The sequence below is a fragment of the Peribacillus sp. AS_2 genome (assembly GCF_026891895.1).
Lineage (GTDB): Bacteria > Bacillota > Bacilli > Bacillales > DSM-1321 > Peribacillus > Peribacillus frigoritolerans.
Map to the genome: position 1 here is coordinate 280,501 of NZ_JAPTGA010000006.1, position 17,879 is coordinate 298,379.

General features: G+C 41.0%; 17 protein-coding genes. 7 read left to right on the forward strand and 10 right to left on the reverse strand.

Going from position 1 to position 17,879, the window contains the following annotated elements; genetic code table 11:
- Nucleotides 1-181: 181 nt before the first annotated feature.
- Complete coding sequence (locus tag OTG27_RS13355; protein WP_268937186.1) at nucleotides 182-1,570, reverse strand: hypothetical protein; 1,389 nt, start codon at nucleotides 1,568-1,570, stop codon at nucleotides 182-184.
- 158 nt (nucleotides 1,571-1,728) lie between these two features.
- On the opposite strand from OTG27_RS13355, the gene OTG27_RS13360 reads away from it, so the two are divergent.
- The 5 genes from OTG27_RS13360 to OTG27_RS13380 all read left to right on the forward strand — a co-directional run bounded on the left by OTG27_RS13360 (nucleotide 1,729) and on the right by OTG27_RS13380 (nucleotide 6,457).
- A complete protein-coding gene (locus OTG27_RS13360; protein ID WP_268937187.1) occupies nucleotides 1,729-2,793 on the forward strand; it encodes a C45 family autoproteolytic acyltransferase/hydrolase in 1,065 nt (354 codons plus the stop codon).
- A gap of 202 nt (nucleotides 2,794-2,995) precedes the next feature.
- Nucleotides 2,996-3,286 (forward strand): DUF3817 domain-containing protein, encoded by a 291-nt coding sequence (locus tag OTG27_RS13365; protein WP_063577372.1) that lies wholly within the window; start codon nucleotides 2,996-2,998, stop codon nucleotides 3,284-3,286.
- 138 nt (nucleotides 3,287-3,424) lie between these two features.
- Complete coding sequence (locus tag OTG27_RS13370; protein ID WP_191929783.1) at nucleotides 3,425-4,192, forward strand: ABC transporter ATP-binding protein; 768 nt, start codon at nucleotides 3,425-3,427, stop codon at nucleotides 4,190-4,192.
- The gene (locus OTG27_RS13375; RefSeq protein WP_268937188.1) at nucleotides 4,179-6,098 is read left to right on the forward strand and encodes an ABC transporter permease; all 1,920 of its coding nucleotides are present in this window, start codon (nucleotides 4,179-4,181) and stop codon (nucleotides 6,096-6,098) included. Before OTG27_RS13370 ends, OTG27_RS13375 begins: the two co-directional genes overlap by 14 nt.
- A 5-nt stretch (nucleotides 6,099-6,103) precedes the next feature.
- Nucleotides 6,104-6,457, forward strand: coding sequence for a YxeA family protein (locus OTG27_RS13380; RefSeq protein ID WP_268937189.1), 354 nt, complete (start codon nucleotides 6,104-6,106; stop codon nucleotides 6,455-6,457).
- A 55-nt stretch (nucleotides 6,458-6,512) separates the two neighbouring features.
- Here the strand turns inward: OTG27_RS13380 and OTG27_RS13385 are convergent, their stop codons facing one another.
- Both OTG27_RS13385 and OTG27_RS13390 read right to left on the reverse strand, forming a co-directional pair.
- The gene (locus tag OTG27_RS13385) at nucleotides 6,513-7,901 is read right to left on the reverse strand and encodes a sensor histidine kinase (RefSeq protein WP_268937190.1); all 1,389 of its coding nucleotides are present in this window, start codon (nucleotides 7,899-7,901) and stop codon (nucleotides 6,513-6,515) included.
- On the reverse strand, nucleotides 7,898-8,608 hold the full coding sequence (locus tag OTG27_RS13390) for a response regulator transcription factor (protein WP_268937191.1): 711 nt from the start codon (nucleotides 8,606-8,608) through the stop codon (nucleotides 7,898-7,900). The genes OTG27_RS13385 and OTG27_RS13390 overlap by 4 nt, the downstream gene beginning before the upstream one ends.
- Nucleotides 8,609-8,959: 351 nt before the next feature.
- Between OTG27_RS13390 and OTG27_RS13395 the strand changes: the two genes are divergently transcribed.
- Entirely contained in the window at nucleotides 8,960-10,135 is a 1,176-nt protein-coding gene (locus tag OTG27_RS13395) for an MFS transporter (RefSeq protein ID WP_268937192.1), read from the forward strand.
- Between the two features lie 74 nt (nucleotides 10,136-10,209).
- Here the strand turns inward: OTG27_RS13395 and OTG27_RS13400 are convergent, their stop codons facing one another.
- The 7 genes from OTG27_RS13400 to OTG27_RS13430 form a co-directional block, all read right to left on the reverse strand.
- The gene (locus OTG27_RS13400; RefSeq protein ID WP_063577365.1) at nucleotides 10,210-10,947 is read right to left on the reverse strand and encodes an amino acid ABC transporter ATP-binding protein; all 738 of its coding nucleotides are present in this window, start codon (nucleotides 10,945-10,947) and stop codon (nucleotides 10,210-10,212) included.
- A gap of 29 nt (nucleotides 10,948-10,976) precedes the next feature.
- Entirely contained in the window at nucleotides 10,977-11,681 is a 705-nt protein-coding gene (locus OTG27_RS13405) for an amino acid ABC transporter permease (RefSeq protein WP_191929834.1), read from the reverse strand.
- Nucleotides 11,665-12,489 (reverse strand): amino acid ABC transporter substrate-binding protein, encoded by an 825-nt coding sequence (locus tag OTG27_RS13410; protein ID WP_268937193.1) that lies wholly within the window; start codon nucleotides 12,487-12,489, stop codon nucleotides 11,665-11,667. The genes OTG27_RS13405 and OTG27_RS13410 overlap by 17 nt, the downstream gene beginning before the upstream one ends.
- 279 nt (nucleotides 12,490-12,768) lie before the next feature.
- Nucleotides 12,769-14,343 (reverse strand): S-layer protein, encoded by a 1,575-nt coding sequence (locus OTG27_RS13415; RefSeq protein ID WP_268937194.1) that lies wholly within the window; start codon nucleotides 14,341-14,343, stop codon nucleotides 12,769-12,771.
- A gap of 246 nt (nucleotides 14,344-14,589) precedes the next feature.
- The gene (locus OTG27_RS13420) at nucleotides 14,590-15,174 is read right to left on the reverse strand and encodes a YjgB family protein (protein WP_268937195.1); all 585 of its coding nucleotides are present in this window, start codon (nucleotides 15,172-15,174) and stop codon (nucleotides 14,590-14,592) included.
- Between the two features lie 891 nt (nucleotides 15,175-16,065).
- Nucleotides 16,066-16,536, reverse strand: a complete 471-nt coding sequence (locus tag OTG27_RS13425) for a DinB family protein (RefSeq protein WP_095679880.1) — start codon at nucleotides 16,534-16,536, stop codon at nucleotides 16,066-16,068.
- Between the two features lie 533 nt (nucleotides 16,537-17,069).
- Nucleotides 17,070-17,483, reverse strand: a complete 414-nt coding sequence (locus OTG27_RS13430; protein ID WP_268937196.1) for a GNAT family N-acetyltransferase — start codon at nucleotides 17,481-17,483, stop codon at nucleotides 17,070-17,072.
- Nucleotides 17,484-17,657: 174 nt separating this feature from the next.
- Here OTG27_RS13430 and OTG27_RS13435 point away from each other — a divergent pair, with 174 nt between their 5' ends.
- Complete coding sequence (locus tag OTG27_RS13435; RefSeq protein ID WP_251541364.1) at nucleotides 17,658-17,831, forward strand: hypothetical protein; 174 nt, start codon at nucleotides 17,658-17,660, stop codon at nucleotides 17,829-17,831.
- The last annotated feature ends 48 nt before the right edge of the window (nucleotides 17,832-17,879 follow it).

Genomic DNA, 17,879 nt, shown 5'->3' on the forward strand with positions numbered 1-17,879 from the left:
GCTTTCAGAAATCCGCTCCCACGGCCGACTGTCTGCTAAGCCTCCTCGACGGAAGCGCCTGTGGGGTCCCGGCTAGCCAGTTATTCGGCAGGAATGTCGCTAATTTCTTCGATCAATGATGGGTCCATCAAAAAACAATCGAACCTCCTTTTAGGAGTCCACACAAATCGGCGCAATTCGATTAAATGAGAAACATTGCTACTATTGTAGTCACTGCTAAACCAATGGTTACCGGAAGCAGATTCCGGCGGGCAAGTTCAAAGGGACTGACATTACATATGGCAGCTGCCGGAATCAGTGCCCATGGAATGAGGGTACCTCCGCCAACCCAAATCGCGGTTATTTGCCCGAGTGCAGTCAAGGTGGCGGTTCCTCCTCCGATTGCCGTGCCAAAGAGTTTAGCGACAGAACCCGCTAGAGAAATGCCTGAGAAGCCCGATCCATCCAAGCCGGTGATGGCACCGATGCCGGTTAATGTGACAGCGGCTATTTCTTTCGTTAAAGGAACGGAGGCCGCCAATGCGGCACCGAGGTCATTGACGATGCCGAGGGATGTTTTCGGTAAGTAGTCACCGATGATCTGATTGAATCCAGAATCACCTAAATAGAAGAATGCGGCGATCGGAATGACCGGTCCGAATACTTTGAAGCCAAATTGAAAACCCTGGATCAAATAGGCCGTTGATTTTTCAAGCCCTTGCTGCTTATGTGCGACAAGGGATAAAATCAGCAAAATGAAAACGGCTGTACCGCCAACCAACGCGGTGGCATCTCCGCCTTGCAACTTCAAAATCGACAATGCCACAACATCCAACAGAAAGGCGATCGGAATGAAGACGGCAAAAAATTTCTTTTGTCCCAGTGTAAGCAGATTTTCACTCATTGTTTGATCTTGGACAAATCCCACATTATCCGCCTTGATTCTTCCAAGCTTCATATCCCGCTTTAAAAGGATAAAGGCGGAGAGGGTGGTGACAACCCCCATCGTAATGACAAGGGGTATGCTCGCAGCGATGACATCACCGACTGGTATCGAAGCCGCATCACCCGTAAGTTTAGGGGCAGCCTGAATGATGAAATCTCCTGATAATGCGATTCCATGACCAAAAAGGTTCATCGCCATCGCCACGCCGAGTGCAGGTAAACCAGCCCGTAAGGCAACTGGGAGCAGGACTGCACCAAGTAAGGCAACGGCAGGTGATGGCCAGAAAAACCAGGATATCACCATCATGACGATTCCAATTACCCAAAAGGCGAGTGTAGGGTTCTTAATGAATTTCGCAAATGGTGCAATCATGACATCATTAATGCCCGACTTCGTCAAAACCGTACTCATGGCAACGATGATGGAAATGATTAATATCGTGGACATTAATTCCGTGATTGCGAAAATGAAGCTGTTGAAAATCCCGCTTATGGAAGAGGCTAAACTGCCTGTAGCCACTAAGGCCAAAAGGAAAATGCCAATTATGCAGATGAGGGTAGTATCACGACGTTTTACCATAAACCCGATTATCAATGCAATAAAAACAACATAAATCCAATGGAGTGCCGTTAATTCCATCTCCATGATCCGTCCCCCTCATAAATTTGCCTAGTTACAGATTATGAAGGAGGTACGGGGTGGTGAGTTGTTTCATAAATTTTAAAGGCTTATCTTCTTTATTTTCAACAATAGTTCAAGTATCCTTAATTTGAATAGCTACTACTGTAAATGAGGGATAAGCCGTGAAGCAAATATATAGTGATGTCATACAATTTCGGGGTACACATTATGAGTTTGGATACATGCAAGGGGAGGAATTAAAAGATTCACTAACGGTAAGGAACCGTGAAGATCAATGGAAGATCAGGCAGCCGAGGTTTACGGTTGAAGAAGAAGAGGTCAAGAGAGCCATTACACAATTCGCCCCTGGAGTTTGGGAAGAATTACTCGGATTGCAAGAAGCATTGAAATGGCCAATGGACCGCGTGCTGCAAGAGTTCGGTGGATACCGATTGGATTATGTCCGGTCGGGCTGTTCAATCATGACAGGCAATGATTATCTCATTCGCAATTATGATTACCACCCGAAGACTTATGAAGGACGCTATGTCTTATTCCAGCCAACCGATCAAGGTTATTCAAGCATCGGCCCTAGTCAGCGAGGGACTGGCCGGATGGATGGAATGAACGAAAAAGGGTTGGTGATAGGCTATAACTTCATGAATCGCAAGAACCCTGGTGATGGTTTCATCTGCTGCATGATTGGCAGACTGATTGTTGAATCTTGTGCGGACGTTCAGGAAGCGGTGGCGATGCTGAAGGAAATCCCGCATCGTCATTCTTTCACTTACGTCGTCTATGATAAAAGCCGAAGTACCTATATTGTGGAGACCTCCCCAAGAAATGTAGAGGTGCGCACGTCAAATGCCTGTACCAATCACTTTGAAATCATGAAAAATGAAAACCGTAACCATCTTATCGATTCGAAACGCCGATTGGAGATCATCCAAGATCATGAAGGGAAACTTTCTTCAGCCTACGATGCTTATCGGTTGTTTAATGATACCAATCAAGGTGTCTTCTCGGATTTATATAGCAGCTGGGCGGGAACGATTCATACATCCGCTTATTTACCTAAAGAGATGAAAGCTTGGATTGCCTTGGGAGGGAACCAAGAGCCCACTTCCATAGATTTTGCGAAATGGCTCGAAGGGGAAGATGTTGATTTAGAACGAATCAAAGGTGTAATTGATACGGATATTCCCTTCGTGCACATGGATGAGGGAGCGAATTGGTTTCGCATTTAGCGTCTTTAAGTAAATTACAACCATACGTTATTGACAGGCCCAATCCTTTGATTGGGCTTCTTTTGTTGTTCTACTTTTAGGAAAACCTGGTACTATTTATTAGTGGGTGTCACCGTAATATTATATGATAGAGTAACGGGCTTTGGATTGGGACAGGAAGTTGAATTTGTATGCCATACTTGGACAATAAGGGGATGAGTGAATGTTTTCGACAGCTATTGGATGGTTTCGGTTTATTACAATAATTGAGGGAATCTCATATATTCTATTGCTTGCCATTGGTATGCCCATTAAGTACATATTGGATATTGGGGAAGCAACACTCATTTTAGGCAGCATCCATGGTTTCCTGTTTGTCGTGTTTGGGCTTTTATTACTTTATGTGAGCATCATATCAAAATGGTCCTTTTTAAAAATGGCGATGATTTTCATCGTTTCATTCATTCCATTTGGTAATTTTGTTATCGACCGCAGGCTTCTGAAGCAAAGTTAAATACTTTTACTTTAACGTCTTCCATAAGTGGAAGGCGTTTTTTTGATGGATTTAAGCTTGCTGTAAGGTTGGCACAAAGATGCTGTAAGAATGAGCATGTAAGATAAATGTATCAACAATACTGAAGAGGTGAAACAAATGGAACCATTATTAAAAGTGGAAAATATAAAAAAAACATATGGTAAATCAAGCGCTGCCTATACGGCGTTGGAAAATATATCTTTTGACATTCATGCAGGGGAGTTTGTAGGAATCATGGGACCTTCTGGAGCGGGGAAATCGACTTTGCTCAATATGTTGGCAACTATCGACTCGCCGACTGAGGGGAAAATTTATATGAATGATACGAGCATTCACGATATGAAAGGGGCGGACTTAACGGATTTCAGACGTGAAAATCTGGGTTTCATCTTCCAAGACTACAATTTGCTAGACTCATTGACTGTGAAGGAAAATATATTATTGCCACTGGCGATTGCGAAAATTCCAGCGAAAGAAATTACTGCATTGGTGAATCGTATTGCTAAAGTATTTGGGATTGAAGATTTATTAGCTAAATATCCATACCAAATCTCCGGTGGGCAAAAGCAAAGAACAGCTGCAGCCAGAGCGCTTGTGACAGAGCCGGCATTGATCCTGGCAGATGAGCCAACAGGTGCACTTGATTCAAAATCTGCAACAGGTCTGCTGGAAAGCTTAAGTGAACTAAATGAAAATAATAATTCCACCATCATGATGGTGACACATGATGCATATGCCGCAAGCTTCTGCCGGCGGATCATTTTCATCAAGGATGGTACACTTTCAACAGAAATTTATCGTCGTGGCCAATCACGTAAAGCTTTCTTCCAAGAAATCATGGATGTCCTTGCAACAATTGGAGGTGAGGTAGATGACGTTATTTAGTCTGGCGAGAAAAAATATTGCCCGGAACCTTTCCCAATATTTTTTATATATCGCATCCATGGTATTTAGCATTATCATCTACTTCACATTTGTAACATTGAAGTATAGTGATGCAGTTGCAGAACAAACGGCTTCATCACAGAAATTAGGTTCATTAATGAGTGGTGCGGCCGTCATCCTGATTCTTTTCGTTGCCATTTTTATTGCCTATTCCAATTCATTTTTCATGAAAAAACGTAAAAAAGAAGTGGCATTATATGCACTGCTTGGCGTACGTAATCGCCAGATTGGCTTTATGCTCTTCTTTGAAAATCTATTGCTAGGCTTGGTTTCATTAGTTGTAGGGATTTTTCTTGGATTTCTATGTTCAAAAGGGTTCATGACGATCTTGATCTATTTAATGGGCTATGATGTCATCGCACCTTTTACATTTTCAGGATCTGCAGCTTTGAACACCTCTATCGTATTTCTTATTATTTTCTTGGTGACATCATTCCAGGGCTATCGTTTAATTTACCAATTTAAACTAATTGATCTTTTCCATGCATCGAAAAAGGGGGAAGCGGCTCCGAAGCCATCTATGATTGTAGCCTTTCTGGGAATTTTCCTGATTGTCATCGGATATTGGTTGGCGATGCAAGATCTTTTTACTTCTAAAGTGTGGGAAAAGATTGGATTTTTGATGACGGCACTCATTATTTTGACAACTGTTATTGCCGGTACATTTTTATTGTTTCATAGCGTGACAGGCTTTGTGTTAGCCGTGATCAAGAAAAATGAAAAATGGCTATGGAAAGGCCTGCATCTGATGACGATCTCGCAATTGCTTTATCGCATTCGGGGGAATGCAAGGACATTGACCGTAATTGCGGTGTTAAGTGCTACAACGGTAACGGCTGGAGGTGCGGTTTATGGTCTTTATTACAACGCGAATGACCAAGTTATGACCGTTGATCCGAATACCTTCATGTATCAGCAAACGGATGCTAAAAGCGATCATCAAGTCACCGCCGTTTTACCAGATACAAAGTATGATGAAAATGTCGAAGCGCTATCCATCACATTTAATACGAAGGAACTTAGCGAGGAATCAGCATTCGATAACTCGGATAAAAGGATTTACACGGTAATCGATGAAAGAACATATAACAAATTGGCAGATGTACAAGGTAAGGAAGCATTGCATGTGAATCATGGCAAAGCAGTCATTTTAGATATTGGATATGACAAAAGATTCTCACCTGAATACAAGGACAAGACGATAAGGACAGAAAACAACACGGCGATAACATTCCAAAGCTTTAAAACACAAACGGTTTTAAATGCCAAAACAGCAGGCATTGCAGTGGTTGTATCGAATGATCAATTTAAATCATTGCAAAAAGAAGGGGAAGCCCTGAACTATCGTGCTATCGGTGTTGATCAAGCCTCCGTGGATTTATCTGAAAAAATATCAAAACAAATACCTGAAGAAGCTCTATTTTCCAGTGCGCCTCAAGATTTTCAAGCAAGCATTGAAAGTGTAGGATCATTGCTCTTTATCGGCAGTTTTCTTGGTCTGGTTTTTTTAGCGGCAACAGGCAGTATCATTTACTTTAAAGTTCTAACGGAAGCTGAGGAAGATAAATCACAATACAATATGCTTCATAAAATGGGCGTTAACGCAAAAGAAATGCGGAAATCCATTGCATCCCAAGTGTTTGTAATCTTTTTCGTCCCGCTGGCAGTCGGGCTATTGCACAGTGCGGTTGCGTTAAAAGCCTTCTCGGGCTTATTGATGATGAATCTGGAAAAACCTGTATTGATCTGGATGATCGCTTATACGATTATTTACGGTCTGTATTATATCTTAACAGTAGCTTCTTATAATCGTATTATCACACAAAATAATAAAACAGAAGGATAATCTAAATGAAGAAATTTTTTATGGCAGTTGGCATATTGTTCATACTTGGAGCGGCAGGAGTATTCGCGCTTACTAAAATTGACTTTAATCGCATGAATGCCGATAATTATTATTTGCAAATTACAGAGGATGGGGTGCAGCATGAAACCAAACTGGATGATGGTACAGTGATGACTTCCTATTCTTATAAACTTGACGCCAAAAATGCAGATGGTGAAACGATACCGCTTGAATTCACGGCACAAAAAAATCTTCGAAAAGATGCTTACTTAAAGATGTACGTGAAAAATGGTGATGAAGTTTCGTCATATGATGAAGTGAAATTTGAAGATATTCCAAAAAAGGCACAACCAAAATAAATAGGAAAGAAGGGCTGTCTGTTATGGACAGCCCTTTCTCTGTAGGAAAAATAAATTATATAAGTATCGTGATGGTTGTTCCCTTATTTTCAATGCTAGTCAAATCCAGTTTACCTTTATGAGCCAGGATAATGTCCCTTGCAATGGCCATTCCTAAGCCGGTCCCATGTTTACTGGCAGTATTCGTACCTCGATAGTAGCGTTCAAAAACCTGATCCAAATCTTTGGAGGGAATACCGCGGCCATTATCGGCAATGGTAATCTGGGTATGATGTTCTGATTGTAGATGAATATCATCAATTTGTATTTTCACGACGACATTTTCATCATTATGTACGAGCGCATTGTAGATAAAGTTAAAAATTGCCCGTTTCAGTAAATTTTTATCGACTTTATGCATTGCTTTATCCACATTTGCCTCAAGTTCGACCTGTCGATCACCAAATTGTGAATCATTTAAGAGCTCTATCGTCATTTCTCTTATAAACCCAACGATATCAACATCTTCAAATTGCAAGGGAAGTCGTTGGTTGCGTAAACGCATCGTTAAATTGAGATCATCCAACAGATTTTTCATATATACGGACTGTCTATTAATAATGGATGTAAACTCATACAATTCTTGTGGTGTTAATTCAGTGGCATTGTCTTTCATCAATTCTGTATAACCATGGATGGATGCAAGTGGTGTCTTCATGTCATGAGAAACATTGCTAATCCATTCCTCACGCATTAGGTCGAGTTGATCACGTTCTTTTTCATACTGATCTAACTTTACCGATAGTTCATTCATATTGTGAAATACATCTTCATAGACGCCTTTTGGTATACTCATCTTTTTAAAACGTCTTTCACGAAGCTGCTGAATTCCCTCTATTAAAGTGTTAAGTGGTGTCGTTAATCTTTTACCAAATAATAGTCCAATGACTAGGGCAATAATGATATCCACCGTTAAAAACAGTAAAAGTATGATGTTGAAGTACTTTAAAATGTGAACATAATTATAGGACAGTACATAGCGGCCTATTCCTCGATCTTTAACCCCTACAAAATAGCTGAAATCATGAGCTTCGCCGGCAAAAACAGTCGTATCTGCATCAATTTCTTTATACTTATACATTTGGACGATTTCAACTGGAGAATATACGGTTTGCAATTTTTGAGGTGTGTAATAGGCTGCTACTTGTTCACCCTTATCATTCAAAAATTGTATCCAGGCGTTCGTGTTCCGCAGTTTTTCCAGCCCTTCTTCATTTACCATTGGTTTGTCATCTATTAGTTCTACATATTGTGAAAAAGATCGGCTAAAGTTTTCCGCAGATTCCTCTTCCGTGTCGAAATGAACAAAGAGTAAGCATAAAAGTAAAATTGTATTTACGATTCCTACGATTACAACAATTGTCACAACGGATCCTAAAAAGCGCCGTGTCAATTTCCACTTCATCTTGTTTCACCCTTGGTCTGTAATTTATAACCAAGCCCTTTAACGGTTATTAAAAAAGTTGGCTTTGAAGGATCTGCTTCGATTTTTTCGCGTAAACGGCGAATATGGACCATCACTGTATTATCAGAGCCAAAGAAATCATCGCCCCACACATGTTCAAATAAAGTTTCCTTGCTCAAGATCTGATTCGGATGATGCATAAAACAGCTCATCAGACCGATTTCTTTAGCTGTCAGCTCAAGGGTTTTGCCATCCTTTTTCACTTCATTTTCATTTGAACTAAGCTCAAATGGACCAATTTGCAATCTTTTCGGTGAGGTTTTTTCCTCTGTATAGCCCGCCCGCCTTAGCTGCGCCTTTACTCGAAAGGCAACTTCTTTCGGACTGAATGGTTTGGTAATATAATCATCCCCGCCAATCGCCAGCCCCAAAAGCTTATCAATTTCCTCATCCTTTGCCGACAAAAATAAAATGGGCACATTCGACACTTCACGAATTTGCTTGCATAAGTCATAGCCTTCACCATCTGGCAGCATGATATCCAGCAAGACTAGTGATGGATCGAACTTTTGAAACTTTGCCCACCCATCCGCAATCGTCCCCGCCGTAATAATATTGGGGATACCTTCTTTATGTAAAACTGTCTCCATGAGACGTGCCAAATCTTCTTCATCGTCAATAATTAAAATCCACTGATCATTAGACATTCTTCTACCTCCCAAACATCAATCATACCCTACAGTATAGAGTAACCCTTAAGAAAAAATAAGGGGAGGAAAAGATTTTTAACGAACTCATGCCATTGATTTCACGAAACACATTGAAAATAACGAAGTGCCATTACAGGAGAAATGACTGTAGAGTTGAGGATATTTATGCCTGGTTCTTATTTATTTAAGGGAGTTTCCGAAAGAAGATCGTGCTTCATACTGATTTGGTAAAGGTTGTATGATAAACTGTTTAAAGAATTGCCAGGTAGATTATGCTAAGTAATGGGATTTTTGGAATTCGTTCCAATGTACGTAGTGAATGTGGAAGAATAAAAGGAGAAATATATAATGGAAACAAAAAAGGTGTTACCCGTACTTTTTTTAGTGATGTTTTTAGTCATGGTCGGATTTGGGATCATCATTCCCGTCATTCCGTTCCTTGCTGAAAAGGTTGGTGGCAGTCCTACAGAGCTTGGCCTTTTAATGGCTGTTTATTCACTGATGCAATTATTTTTTGCCCCGATATGGGGACGTATATCTGACCGGATAGGGCGTAAGCCTGTCATGATTATCGGGATTGCTGGACTGGCCCTTTCGTTTTTCATCCAGGCTTCGGCAGATTCCCTATGGGTATTATTTGCAGCCAGAATCATTGGCGGGATTTTGTCATCGGCAAACATGCCAACCGCAATGGCTTATGTGGCTGACATCACGACGCCGGAAGATCGGGGAAAAGGGATGGGAATCATCGGGGCCGCCACAGGGCTTGGATTCATCTTTGGACCGGCGATTGGCGGGGTATTCTCCAAATCAAGTTTGAACTTGCCGTTTTACATTGCTGGAATATCCTCTTTGATTACTTTATTCTTAGTGATTGCAATACTGAAGGAATCACATACAGTAGAGAAGAGGGCCCAACAGTCAAAAAATAAAGAGTCCATGTGGAAAGCCTTTAAAGGGCCTCTTAAAACCATGTTCTTTTTGCAAATGATCGTCACCCTTTCAATGGCAGGACTAGAAACGACTTTCGCCTATTTTGCAGCCAAAAAGGCTGATATAAGTCTTGTACAATTAGGCTATATCTTTATGATCATGGGGTTTGGGAGTGCGATCGTTCAAGGTGGATTAGTAGGCAGGATGACAAAGAAATATGGGGAAGGCGCGGTCATACGAATGGGAATCATCGTCTCGGCAGTCGGTTTCATTCTCATCCTGTTTTCTTCCGGGTTCTGGACATCGGCGGTCTTCCTGACGATTTTCGGAGTGGGTAATGGGTTCATCCGGCCTGCCATTTCGGCCCTGCTTACCAAAAGTTCCATGTCGGGCCATGGCAGTGTCACGGGATTGCTATCTTCCTTCGACTCGTTCGGCAGGATTGCCGGTCCTCCGATTGGCGGTTGGTTATTTTCGATTTCGATTGATTTACCATTTATATCGGGTGCCATCCTTTCCGTTTTTGCTTTGATTCTTTTTCAGTTATACCATGCACGGACACAGACTAAACAGGTCCAAGCATCTCATTGATATAATGATGGGCAAAACCCCCCATTTCTAAAAATGGGGGGTTTTGCGAGCGGTGCTTGAATAGCACCGTTTTTTTATTGAATCATATTGAGGAATTTTCGTGTGCGCGCTTCTTTAGGGTTTGTGAAAATCTGCTCGGGTGTTCCCCGCTCCATTATTTTTCCTTCATCCATGAAAATGACTTCATCGGCGACTTCGCGGGCGAAACGCATTTCATGGGTTACCACGATCATTGTCATGCCTTCATCTTTCGCCAGGTCTTTCATGACCTGCAGGACGTCTCCCACTAGTTCGGGATCCAAAGCGGAAGTGGGTTCATCGAATAGCATCACCTTAGGCTCCATGGCCAGGGCCCTTGCAATTCCGACCCGTTGCTGCTGACCGCCGGACAATTGAAACGGATAAAAATCGATTTTTTCCCCTAAGCCCACCTTTGTAAGCAGGGCAGCCGCCGTTTCTTTCGCTTGATGTTTGGCTATGTTTTTTACAATGATTGGGCCTTCCATTACATTTTCCAAAGCTGTTTTGTGGGGGAAGAGGTTATAGCTTTGGAAAACCATCCCTGTCAAACTGCGAAAAGATGTAATCGAATTTTTTCTAACGGGTTTTTTGAAGTCCATTACCGTTTCATTGATTTCAATCGTCCCGTCCGTGGGCACCTCAAGGAGATTCAAACACCGAAGAAAGGTTGTTTTACCTGAACCGGAAGGACCGATCAATACAATGACTTTGCCTTGCTCCACTTCCAAATCGATGCCCTTTAATACTTCAAGGTCACCAAACGATTTATGAAGATTCTTAATGTTGATCATTTTAAAATCTCCTTTAACTACTGCGGTTCTTATTTTGCTACATAACGATTAAGTCTCTCCTCTAGACTTCCTTGAATGAAGGATAGAATCGTACACAAAATCCAATATAAAGCAGCTGCTTCCATGTAAAGTAGTAAAAATTCATAGTTTTTTGCAGCGATTTCCTGGGCTTTACGGAATAATTCCGTTACAAGAATGAGTGATGCAAGCGATGTATCTTTTAAAAGGCTAATGAACGTATTGGATAATGGGGGAATGGATACCCGTGCTGCTTGCGGCAAAATGATGCGCTTTAAAGCTTGGGTATATGTCATCCCGATTGAATAGCCTGCTTCCCATTGCCCTTTTGGTATCGATAAAATGGCTGCTCGTATAATTTCCGAAGCATATGCTCCTACATTTAAAGAGAATCCTATAATTGCCGAAATGAAAGGATCGATGGTTACACCTAAATTTGGAAGTCCATAGAAAATGATAAATAATTGCACAAGTAATGGTGTCCCGCGGATGATTGACACATATACACGCGCAATTATTTGAAGAATTCTCATGGAAGATAATCTAGCCAATGCTGTGAGTACAGCCAGAATAAGGCCGAGAACGAATGTGATTAATGTTAGTGGAATCGTATATTGAATAGCTCCCTCTATCATCGGATAGAGGGAGGTTTGAGCGATCGAAACAAGCTGGTTCATACGCTCGGGGTCGGTGAAAATATTACTTAGGAGAAACATCTTCACCAAACCATTTATCCGAGATCTTCGCGTACGTGCCGTCGTCTTTCATTGCTTTAAGTGCTTTGTTTACTTCTTCCACTAATTTGCCGCTGTCTTTTCTGAACATTAAACCACTTGCAACTCCGGTTTCTTCCTCATCAGCCACTTTGATAGGTGCATCCGGATGTTGCTTTTTATAATCAAGGTACGATAATTTGTCATTGATCGTCGCATCTACACGTTTAGAACCAATAAGCTGTACGGATTGAGAAAATCCTTCAATGCCTGTAACTTCAGCACCATGAGATTTGGCTAGATCATTGTAATTACTCGTTAAAGATTGTGCAGAGGTCTTGCCTTTCAAATCATCGAAGGATTTAATATCCGTATTATCTTTGTGTACAAGCAATACGGCTCCTGATTGAATATATGGGTCAGAGAAATCATATTTCTTTTGACGGTCTTCATCGATGCCCACTTGGTTTGCGATCATATCAAAACGTTTAGCATCCAAGCCTGCAAACATGCCGTCCCATTGTGTTTCCTTGAATTCAGCTTTCACTCCAAGGCGTTTTGCCACTTCTTTAGCAATTTCAACATCAAACCCCGTTAGTTTATCTGAATCATCGTGGAATGTGAAAGGAGGATATGTACCTTCAGTTCCAACAGTTAATACGCCATCTTTTTTGACTTTATCATAAAGACTTTCTTGTGATGAAGATCTATTGCCGGTATCGTTTGCCTCATTTTTGGTATTGGTACCACAAGCGGTTAGTACGACCGTGAAGGCTAACAATAGCGATAAAAGTGCAACCATTTTTTTCATTTGGGTAAACCTCCTAGTAATCTGATAGGGATTGATACTCTGTGATACTATACAAGAAAAGGAAAAAAGTCAATGAAAATAACTTACATCATTAGTGTTAATGAAACTTGGTGAATTATACGGATTTTCATGCAAGGAAGTGAAAAAAACGAAAGGGAAGGGAAGTGTACATTAAAATTCTAAGGGGGCAAAAAGCCCTCTTCCGCTAATTGGGAGAGGGGCTTTTTGAAGCCGTCCAGAACTATTGCAGTATTCTTTTTAACTTAGTGTTTACCATGATTATTTATCCTCTACGCTGACGAATATAGGGTTTGAATAAAACCAAAGGTCTTTATAGTTACGATTGTTTATTTCTGAAAAACGCGTTTCGTTATCCTCGATTTCAGTCTTTTTATCGATCAGCGGTTCACCGTCCATCGTTTCTCCAGAGACATTTTCCCCTAGATTCGTGCCGCGCAAACGGAAATATTGATCCTTCTCGGCTTTGACTCTGTAAGTGATGGCATGAAAACCATCGCGACCGGTTTTCCAGTCTTTACTTGTAAAGCGTTTAACCACTTTTGTCGTATCATTGGTGGCTTTATTATAAGCAGGTGTGCCAGGCTCTGCTTTCCCGGTTACTTCACCGGAAATTAGATCCACGTGATCTACCTTGACGGGGTCCCCGTTATTGTTCTTTTCGGGGCTCTTAAATCGGACGGTGATCTTGACCATCTGTCCTTCCTTCACTTTAAGGTATCCGCCCATATCCACCGTATTGTTTCCGTTTTTAGCTTGGAATTCAAGGGCATCGATCAAATCACCAAAAACGGAGAAGGATTTTCCGGATCGCATGCCATCAAGGACAGATTTTATTGATGAGCCATTTACCCATGTATAATTCTTGGAATATTCTCCTGGCCAGTAACCGCTTGAGTATAGGCGGTTTTCACTGATTACAAAATGGGAGTCCGAATTGGAAAAATTCCAGAACTTGCGACCTTCCCCAAGTAGCGCATCCCATGCACCTCCTACCTTAGCAAGCATGTAATCGGAACCGCCATAGGTCCGGTTTTCCGGTGTTGTCAGATTTAAACCGCCTCTGTCCGGCTCCATCTGGTTACCTGGCATACCTTCAAATCCGAACATGACATCCGGGGCGATATTGTTGAAGTCGCGAAAATCAGATATGCTGTACACCCTCTTTCTTGATGGATGGTTCAATATGGCATAACTTGTATTTTTATAATTTTTTTCGAGCCATGCCAATGCCGTTCGGGCATCCTCGGATGTTTTATTGGCTCTTTGATCCTGTGACTTCCAAATGACTACATCCTTAGGATCAAACATCTTTTCATCCTGGTTGGTGAACAGATATTCGAACTGATTGCCAGCTTTCAGACTTTTGGGCGAGCCCGGCTGATCTCCCAAAATACCTATACCGACATGCTCGTATGTGGGCATGTCCCATTCGAAGCCTGAAAAGATGACTTTATCTTTAAATTTGCCCTCTTTTTGCAGTTGTTTTATTTTTGGGGCTTGATATTGAATGATTCCCTGAGACAGCGGTATCGGCCCTCCTGGAATCAAATTACCTTCATCATCCCTCGAAGACATCCTCAAGTGATCGGAAATTCCCATCCAATCCATGCCATACTTATCAAATGCGTTATTCAGCAAGCTTTCAAGGCTCTGTGATCCCTCGGCATCCTCGGACTGAGTGGTATGGGCATGATATTCCCCCTTCATCCATCTGCCTCCTGGATTTGTCTGATTGTCTTCTGCATCTTTTGCTGAAACCGCGGCCGGAAGACCCTGAAAAAGGATGGCCAGGCTTAGAACCGATACTGTGAAAGCCCTGAACTTATTAAACATTTTACTGACACCCTCCATATATTGAAATAATATTGAACAAGCTAATTTTATTGTAAAAATATTAAGAATCCGTTTGGGGTAAGTATGGTTTAGTAAATGAAATGACCGTTTTGCTTCCATTATCTGATTTTGGCAGTACACGGCTTTGAAGTTGAAAGGGAAAGAAGGGGAGGGGCTTGAAACAAAAAAGGTTGCAGAGATACTTTTCATTCTCTGCAACCTTCGACAACCATTTTACCGTACATATTATTTAGCTTCGAGTAGATTGATATGATCTACAGTTTGATTTTCACCGACAATGAATTGCAGTTCATAATTCCCTGTCTTGTAAATGTAGTTGATTTCATTCGTACTGGAAATATGGCGTATTTCGTCAGCACTGCCGAGTTGATTTCCTAATACTTTAGGTGTGATGCTTCCTAGATTATGGTCCCGTTCCACATTTGTCCCGAAATATCGGATTTGTGAGATGGTCTTGTCAGCGTTATAGGCAAATGCAAAACCTGGATGCCCCATTTCTGCATGGTAATAGTCAAAAGTTTCATCTGTGTTCCCTGGTTCTGGGGGAGAACCAAATATCTCATATACATCTTTTTGGGTGTTTTCATTAATTTTCAAACCCATGGCAGTATAAGGCATTTCTCCTGAAAAAGCTTTGTTGTAGATTTCATGTAAGGTGGTAAGAGCGTGATCCTTAGCTATGGCAGAAGCGGAATCCATTGTGGATGCAGCCTCAACAGCTTCTGTTGAAAACGATGCACCTGCCCCTAAAAGAGAACCGGTCAGAATAAAGGCACTGACCATTCTGGCCGCCGGTTTTTTTGATAACATTTCTTATCCCTCCTATATCATTACTTTTCCACAATTTTCTTGCATGAAACATTTTCTTGAAGATAATTGGATTGTTTGATCATGGTGGAGCATCAGGGGATTTATAAGCTGCATCTGCGGCAACAGTTGATTTAAAGTAAACATATCAAGTTGATCTCTAGAATCATGTTTAGCAAGCATCCTCATAATCACAAGTTTAAATACTTCCATTTAAAACAATAAAGAATGCCTGAAGCGGAAATCACCATCCAAATCGTACAAGCAAAAAAAACTGCAGGCCATGCAGACCGGTCCTGCAGTTTGTAGGCGGAAAACATATCTTTCATCAAATGATGTTCTTAAACCAACCTACAACTCCCGGGTATGGGTTCTAACTAAATGCTAATACAAAGTTGATTGGTGCGGAAGGTACGAGACTCCTGCGGGAAAAGCGTGTCTGGGGGAGACCCCGCAGGGTTAAGCCGAGAAGGCTCCCCGACCGCCCGCGGAAAGCGAGTGCCTGAAGCGGAAATCAACGTCAAAATCGTACCAGCAAAAAAACTGCAGGCCATGCAGACCGGTCCCCGCAGCTTGTAGGCGGAAAACATATCTTTGATCAAATGATGTTCTCAAACCAACCTACAACTCCCGGGTATGGTTTCTAACTAAATGCTAATACAAAGTGATTGGTGCGGAAGGTACGAGACTCCTGCGGGAAAAGCGTGTCTGGGGGAGACCCCGCAGGCGCAAGACGAGAAGGCTCCCCGACCGCCCGCGGAAAGCGAGTGCCTGAAGCGGAAATCAACGTCCAAATCCGTACAAGCAAAAAAAACTGCAGACAAACACGATTTTCATCGAGTTGCCTACAGTGTGGTGCTTCAGGATGATGAAACACCTTTGAAAATGATTTGATTAATCCCAAACGCTTATTCTAGGGACTCCAGCAGTTCTTAAATAGTCCAATAATTGACCAGTATGTACAGACTCATGATAAGCGATTCTTAGCAACATGTCTCCTAAATCCCTGATATATCCAACATCAGAGCGATCAATTTTAATAGTGGATAAGTCGTCTTCGCTGAAGGACATGATTGTTTCCAAAAAATCACGCCTGTATGGTTCAGCAAAGTTTAATTCCGCTTCCACGGAGATAAGCGGCTGTTTTTCATATGGTGATTCATAAACTGGTAAGCTGCCTTGATTTTTAATGGATAAATGATAATAATGCTCACTATCAAGGACATGTCTAACCATTTCTAAACAGCTCATTGCCTTGTCGTCCGGTTTCCAATGGAGTGTGCCTTTAGGTATTGAAGTCCATAGTTTAATGTTTCTTCTTCTAACCTCTTCCAGATTTAAGATGATTAGTTCTATCGATTTCATTATATCTCCCCTTTTAGAAGGTATACACTCACTATACAGGAATGGGTTTATTTTGAAAATATAGAAAAATGTTATGACTAGGGTAATGAATTATTGCGATTCCTTCCAATATAGTACCGCTCAAGTTTTATTCAAAAAGATAAACATATGATAGGTTCACTAGTGTTACTGGTTGACCTTTTTAATGGGAACTCTACGACCAAGCCTAGGAATGACAAACGTTGCATACTGTTTTTTTAATAGAGTTGCCTGAAAAGTTGCACGAAAAAGAAGCATCGGAGAGAGGAGTAAGATTATAAGTAAGGTTGAAGAGACTACAGGGAAAATGCCTATGAATCCGTGTAGAATTTACAGGCTTTCCTTCCCTAGTTATTCATTGCATGGAGGAACAGGGAATTCATATATCCCTATAATCCTATTCCCGCTTATTTGTATTGGTATCAGGAATGAAATTCCGTTAATAGGGGGTGAAACAGAATGTATTTTGATTGATCTTTCTTCTTATTTACGCTATAAGCTTCAAGAGAACCTTCTTAAATCAGTGATTGAATTAGAATGTCATCATGATAAATAAAAATCGGTTTAAAACCAAGGGCTCTAAACTTTTGCAATGCCTCATGGTTATTTTTGTTCACGAAACCGGATACTACAAGGATTCCTTTATTTCTCACATATTCTACTAATTCGGGTAAAAGGGCTTGCAGAATTCCCTTTCCTCTATATTTTTTGTCAATGACTACATAATTAATATGAGCCACTTTATATAAATAAAGATTGTAACAAATGTATCCCACTACTTTACCTTTATCATTACAAATCACAAGTACCTTGTGTGACTTTTGCAGAATTTCATTCACTTTATCGGAAGAAACCCGAAAATTTTTTACGGTGATATCCGTTAATCTCTTTATATCCTTTTTAGGTTTCCAGTCTCGAAAAAAATACATCATAACTTCTCCTTTATCTCTATTAGATATAACAGTTATTCACTAGATATATATAGCTGGTACATGTAAATACATAACACGGAATCCCTTTAGATCAGTCCAAAGGGATTCCATGTTAATCTCAAAAAAGCAACCTTCTAATTTTCAAATTCTTTGACAGAAGTGGGTTGCTTGATGGAAGTAGGTTCCTTAATTGAAGTACCTCTATTATTGTTTAATAAATTTTGTAAGACTCTTCTCAAGGCAGACCTAAGGCTGCTATTGCCAGTTCCGGAATTACCAGTTCCAGAATTAACAGCTCTTCTTAGCTTTTTGTTTGACACTGAAATCATCCCCTTTGTTTTATAAATTTCCACATTACTAATTTATGTGTAATTTTCCCTTTTGCTTGGACAA

What these genes read in the sequence shown, in the direction of transcription:
- OTG27_RS13355 (WP_268937186.1), bottom strand. Translation starts at nt 1,570, where the DNA reads ATGGAGATGGAATTAACGGCACTCCATTGGATTTATGTTGTTTTTATT.
- OTG27_RS13365 (WP_063577372.1), top strand. Translation starts at nt 2,996, where the DNA reads ATGTTTTCGACAGCTATTGGATGGTTTCGGTTTATTACAATAATTGAG.
- OTG27_RS13370 (WP_191929783.1), top strand. Translation starts at nt 3,425, where the DNA reads ATGGAACCATTATTAAAAGTGGAAAATATAAAAAAAACATATGGTAAA.
- OTG27_RS13375 (WP_268937188.1), top strand. Translation starts at nt 4,179, where the DNA reads ATGACGTTATTTAGTCTGGCGAGAAAAAATATTGCCCGGAACCTTTCC.
- OTG27_RS13380 (WP_268937189.1), top strand. Translation starts at nt 6,104, where the DNA reads ATGAAGAAATTTTTTATGGCAGTTGGCATATTGTTCATACTTGGAGCG.
- OTG27_RS13385 (WP_268937190.1), bottom strand. Translation starts at nt 7,901, where the DNA reads ATGAAGTGGAAATTGACACGGCGCTTTTTAGGATCCGTTGTGACAATT.
- OTG27_RS13390 (WP_268937191.1), bottom strand. Translation starts at nt 8,608, where the DNA reads ATGTCTAATGATCAGTGGATTTTAATTATTGACGATGAAGAAGATTTG.
- OTG27_RS13395 (WP_268937192.1), top strand. Translation starts at nt 8,960, where the DNA reads ATGGAAACAAAAAAGGTGTTACCCGTACTTTTTTTAGTGATGTTTTTA.
- OTG27_RS13400 (WP_063577365.1), bottom strand. Translation starts at nt 10,947, where the DNA reads ATGATCAACATTAAGAATCTTCATAAATCGTTTGGTGACCTTGAAGTA.
- OTG27_RS13405 (WP_191929834.1), bottom strand. Translation starts at nt 11,681, where the DNA reads ATGTTTCTCCTAAGTAATATTTTCACCGACCCCGAGCGTATGAACCAG.
- OTG27_RS13410 (WP_268937193.1), bottom strand. Translation starts at nt 12,489, where the DNA reads ATGAAAAAAATGGTTGCACTTTTATCGCTATTGTTAGCCTTCACGGTC.
- OTG27_RS13415 (WP_268937194.1), bottom strand. Translation starts at nt 14,343, where the DNA reads ATGTTTAATAAGTTCAGGGCTTTCACAGTATCGGTTCTAAGCCTGGCC.
- OTG27_RS13420 (WP_268937195.1), bottom strand. Translation starts at nt 15,174, where the DNA reads ATGTTATCAAAAAAACCGGCGGCCAGAATGGTCAGTGCCTTTATTCTG.
- OTG27_RS13425 (WP_095679880.1), bottom strand. Translation starts at nt 16,536, where the DNA reads ATGAAATCGATAGAACTAATCATCTTAAATCTGGAAGAGGTTAGAAGA.
- OTG27_RS13430 (WP_268937196.1), bottom strand. Translation starts at nt 17,483, where the DNA reads ATGTATTTTTTTCGAGACTGGAAACCTAAAAAGGATATAAAGAGATTA.
- OTG27_RS13435 (WP_251541364.1), top strand. Translation starts at nt 17,658, where the DNA reads ATGGAAGTAGGTTCCTTAATTGAAGTACCTCTATTATTGTTTAATAAA.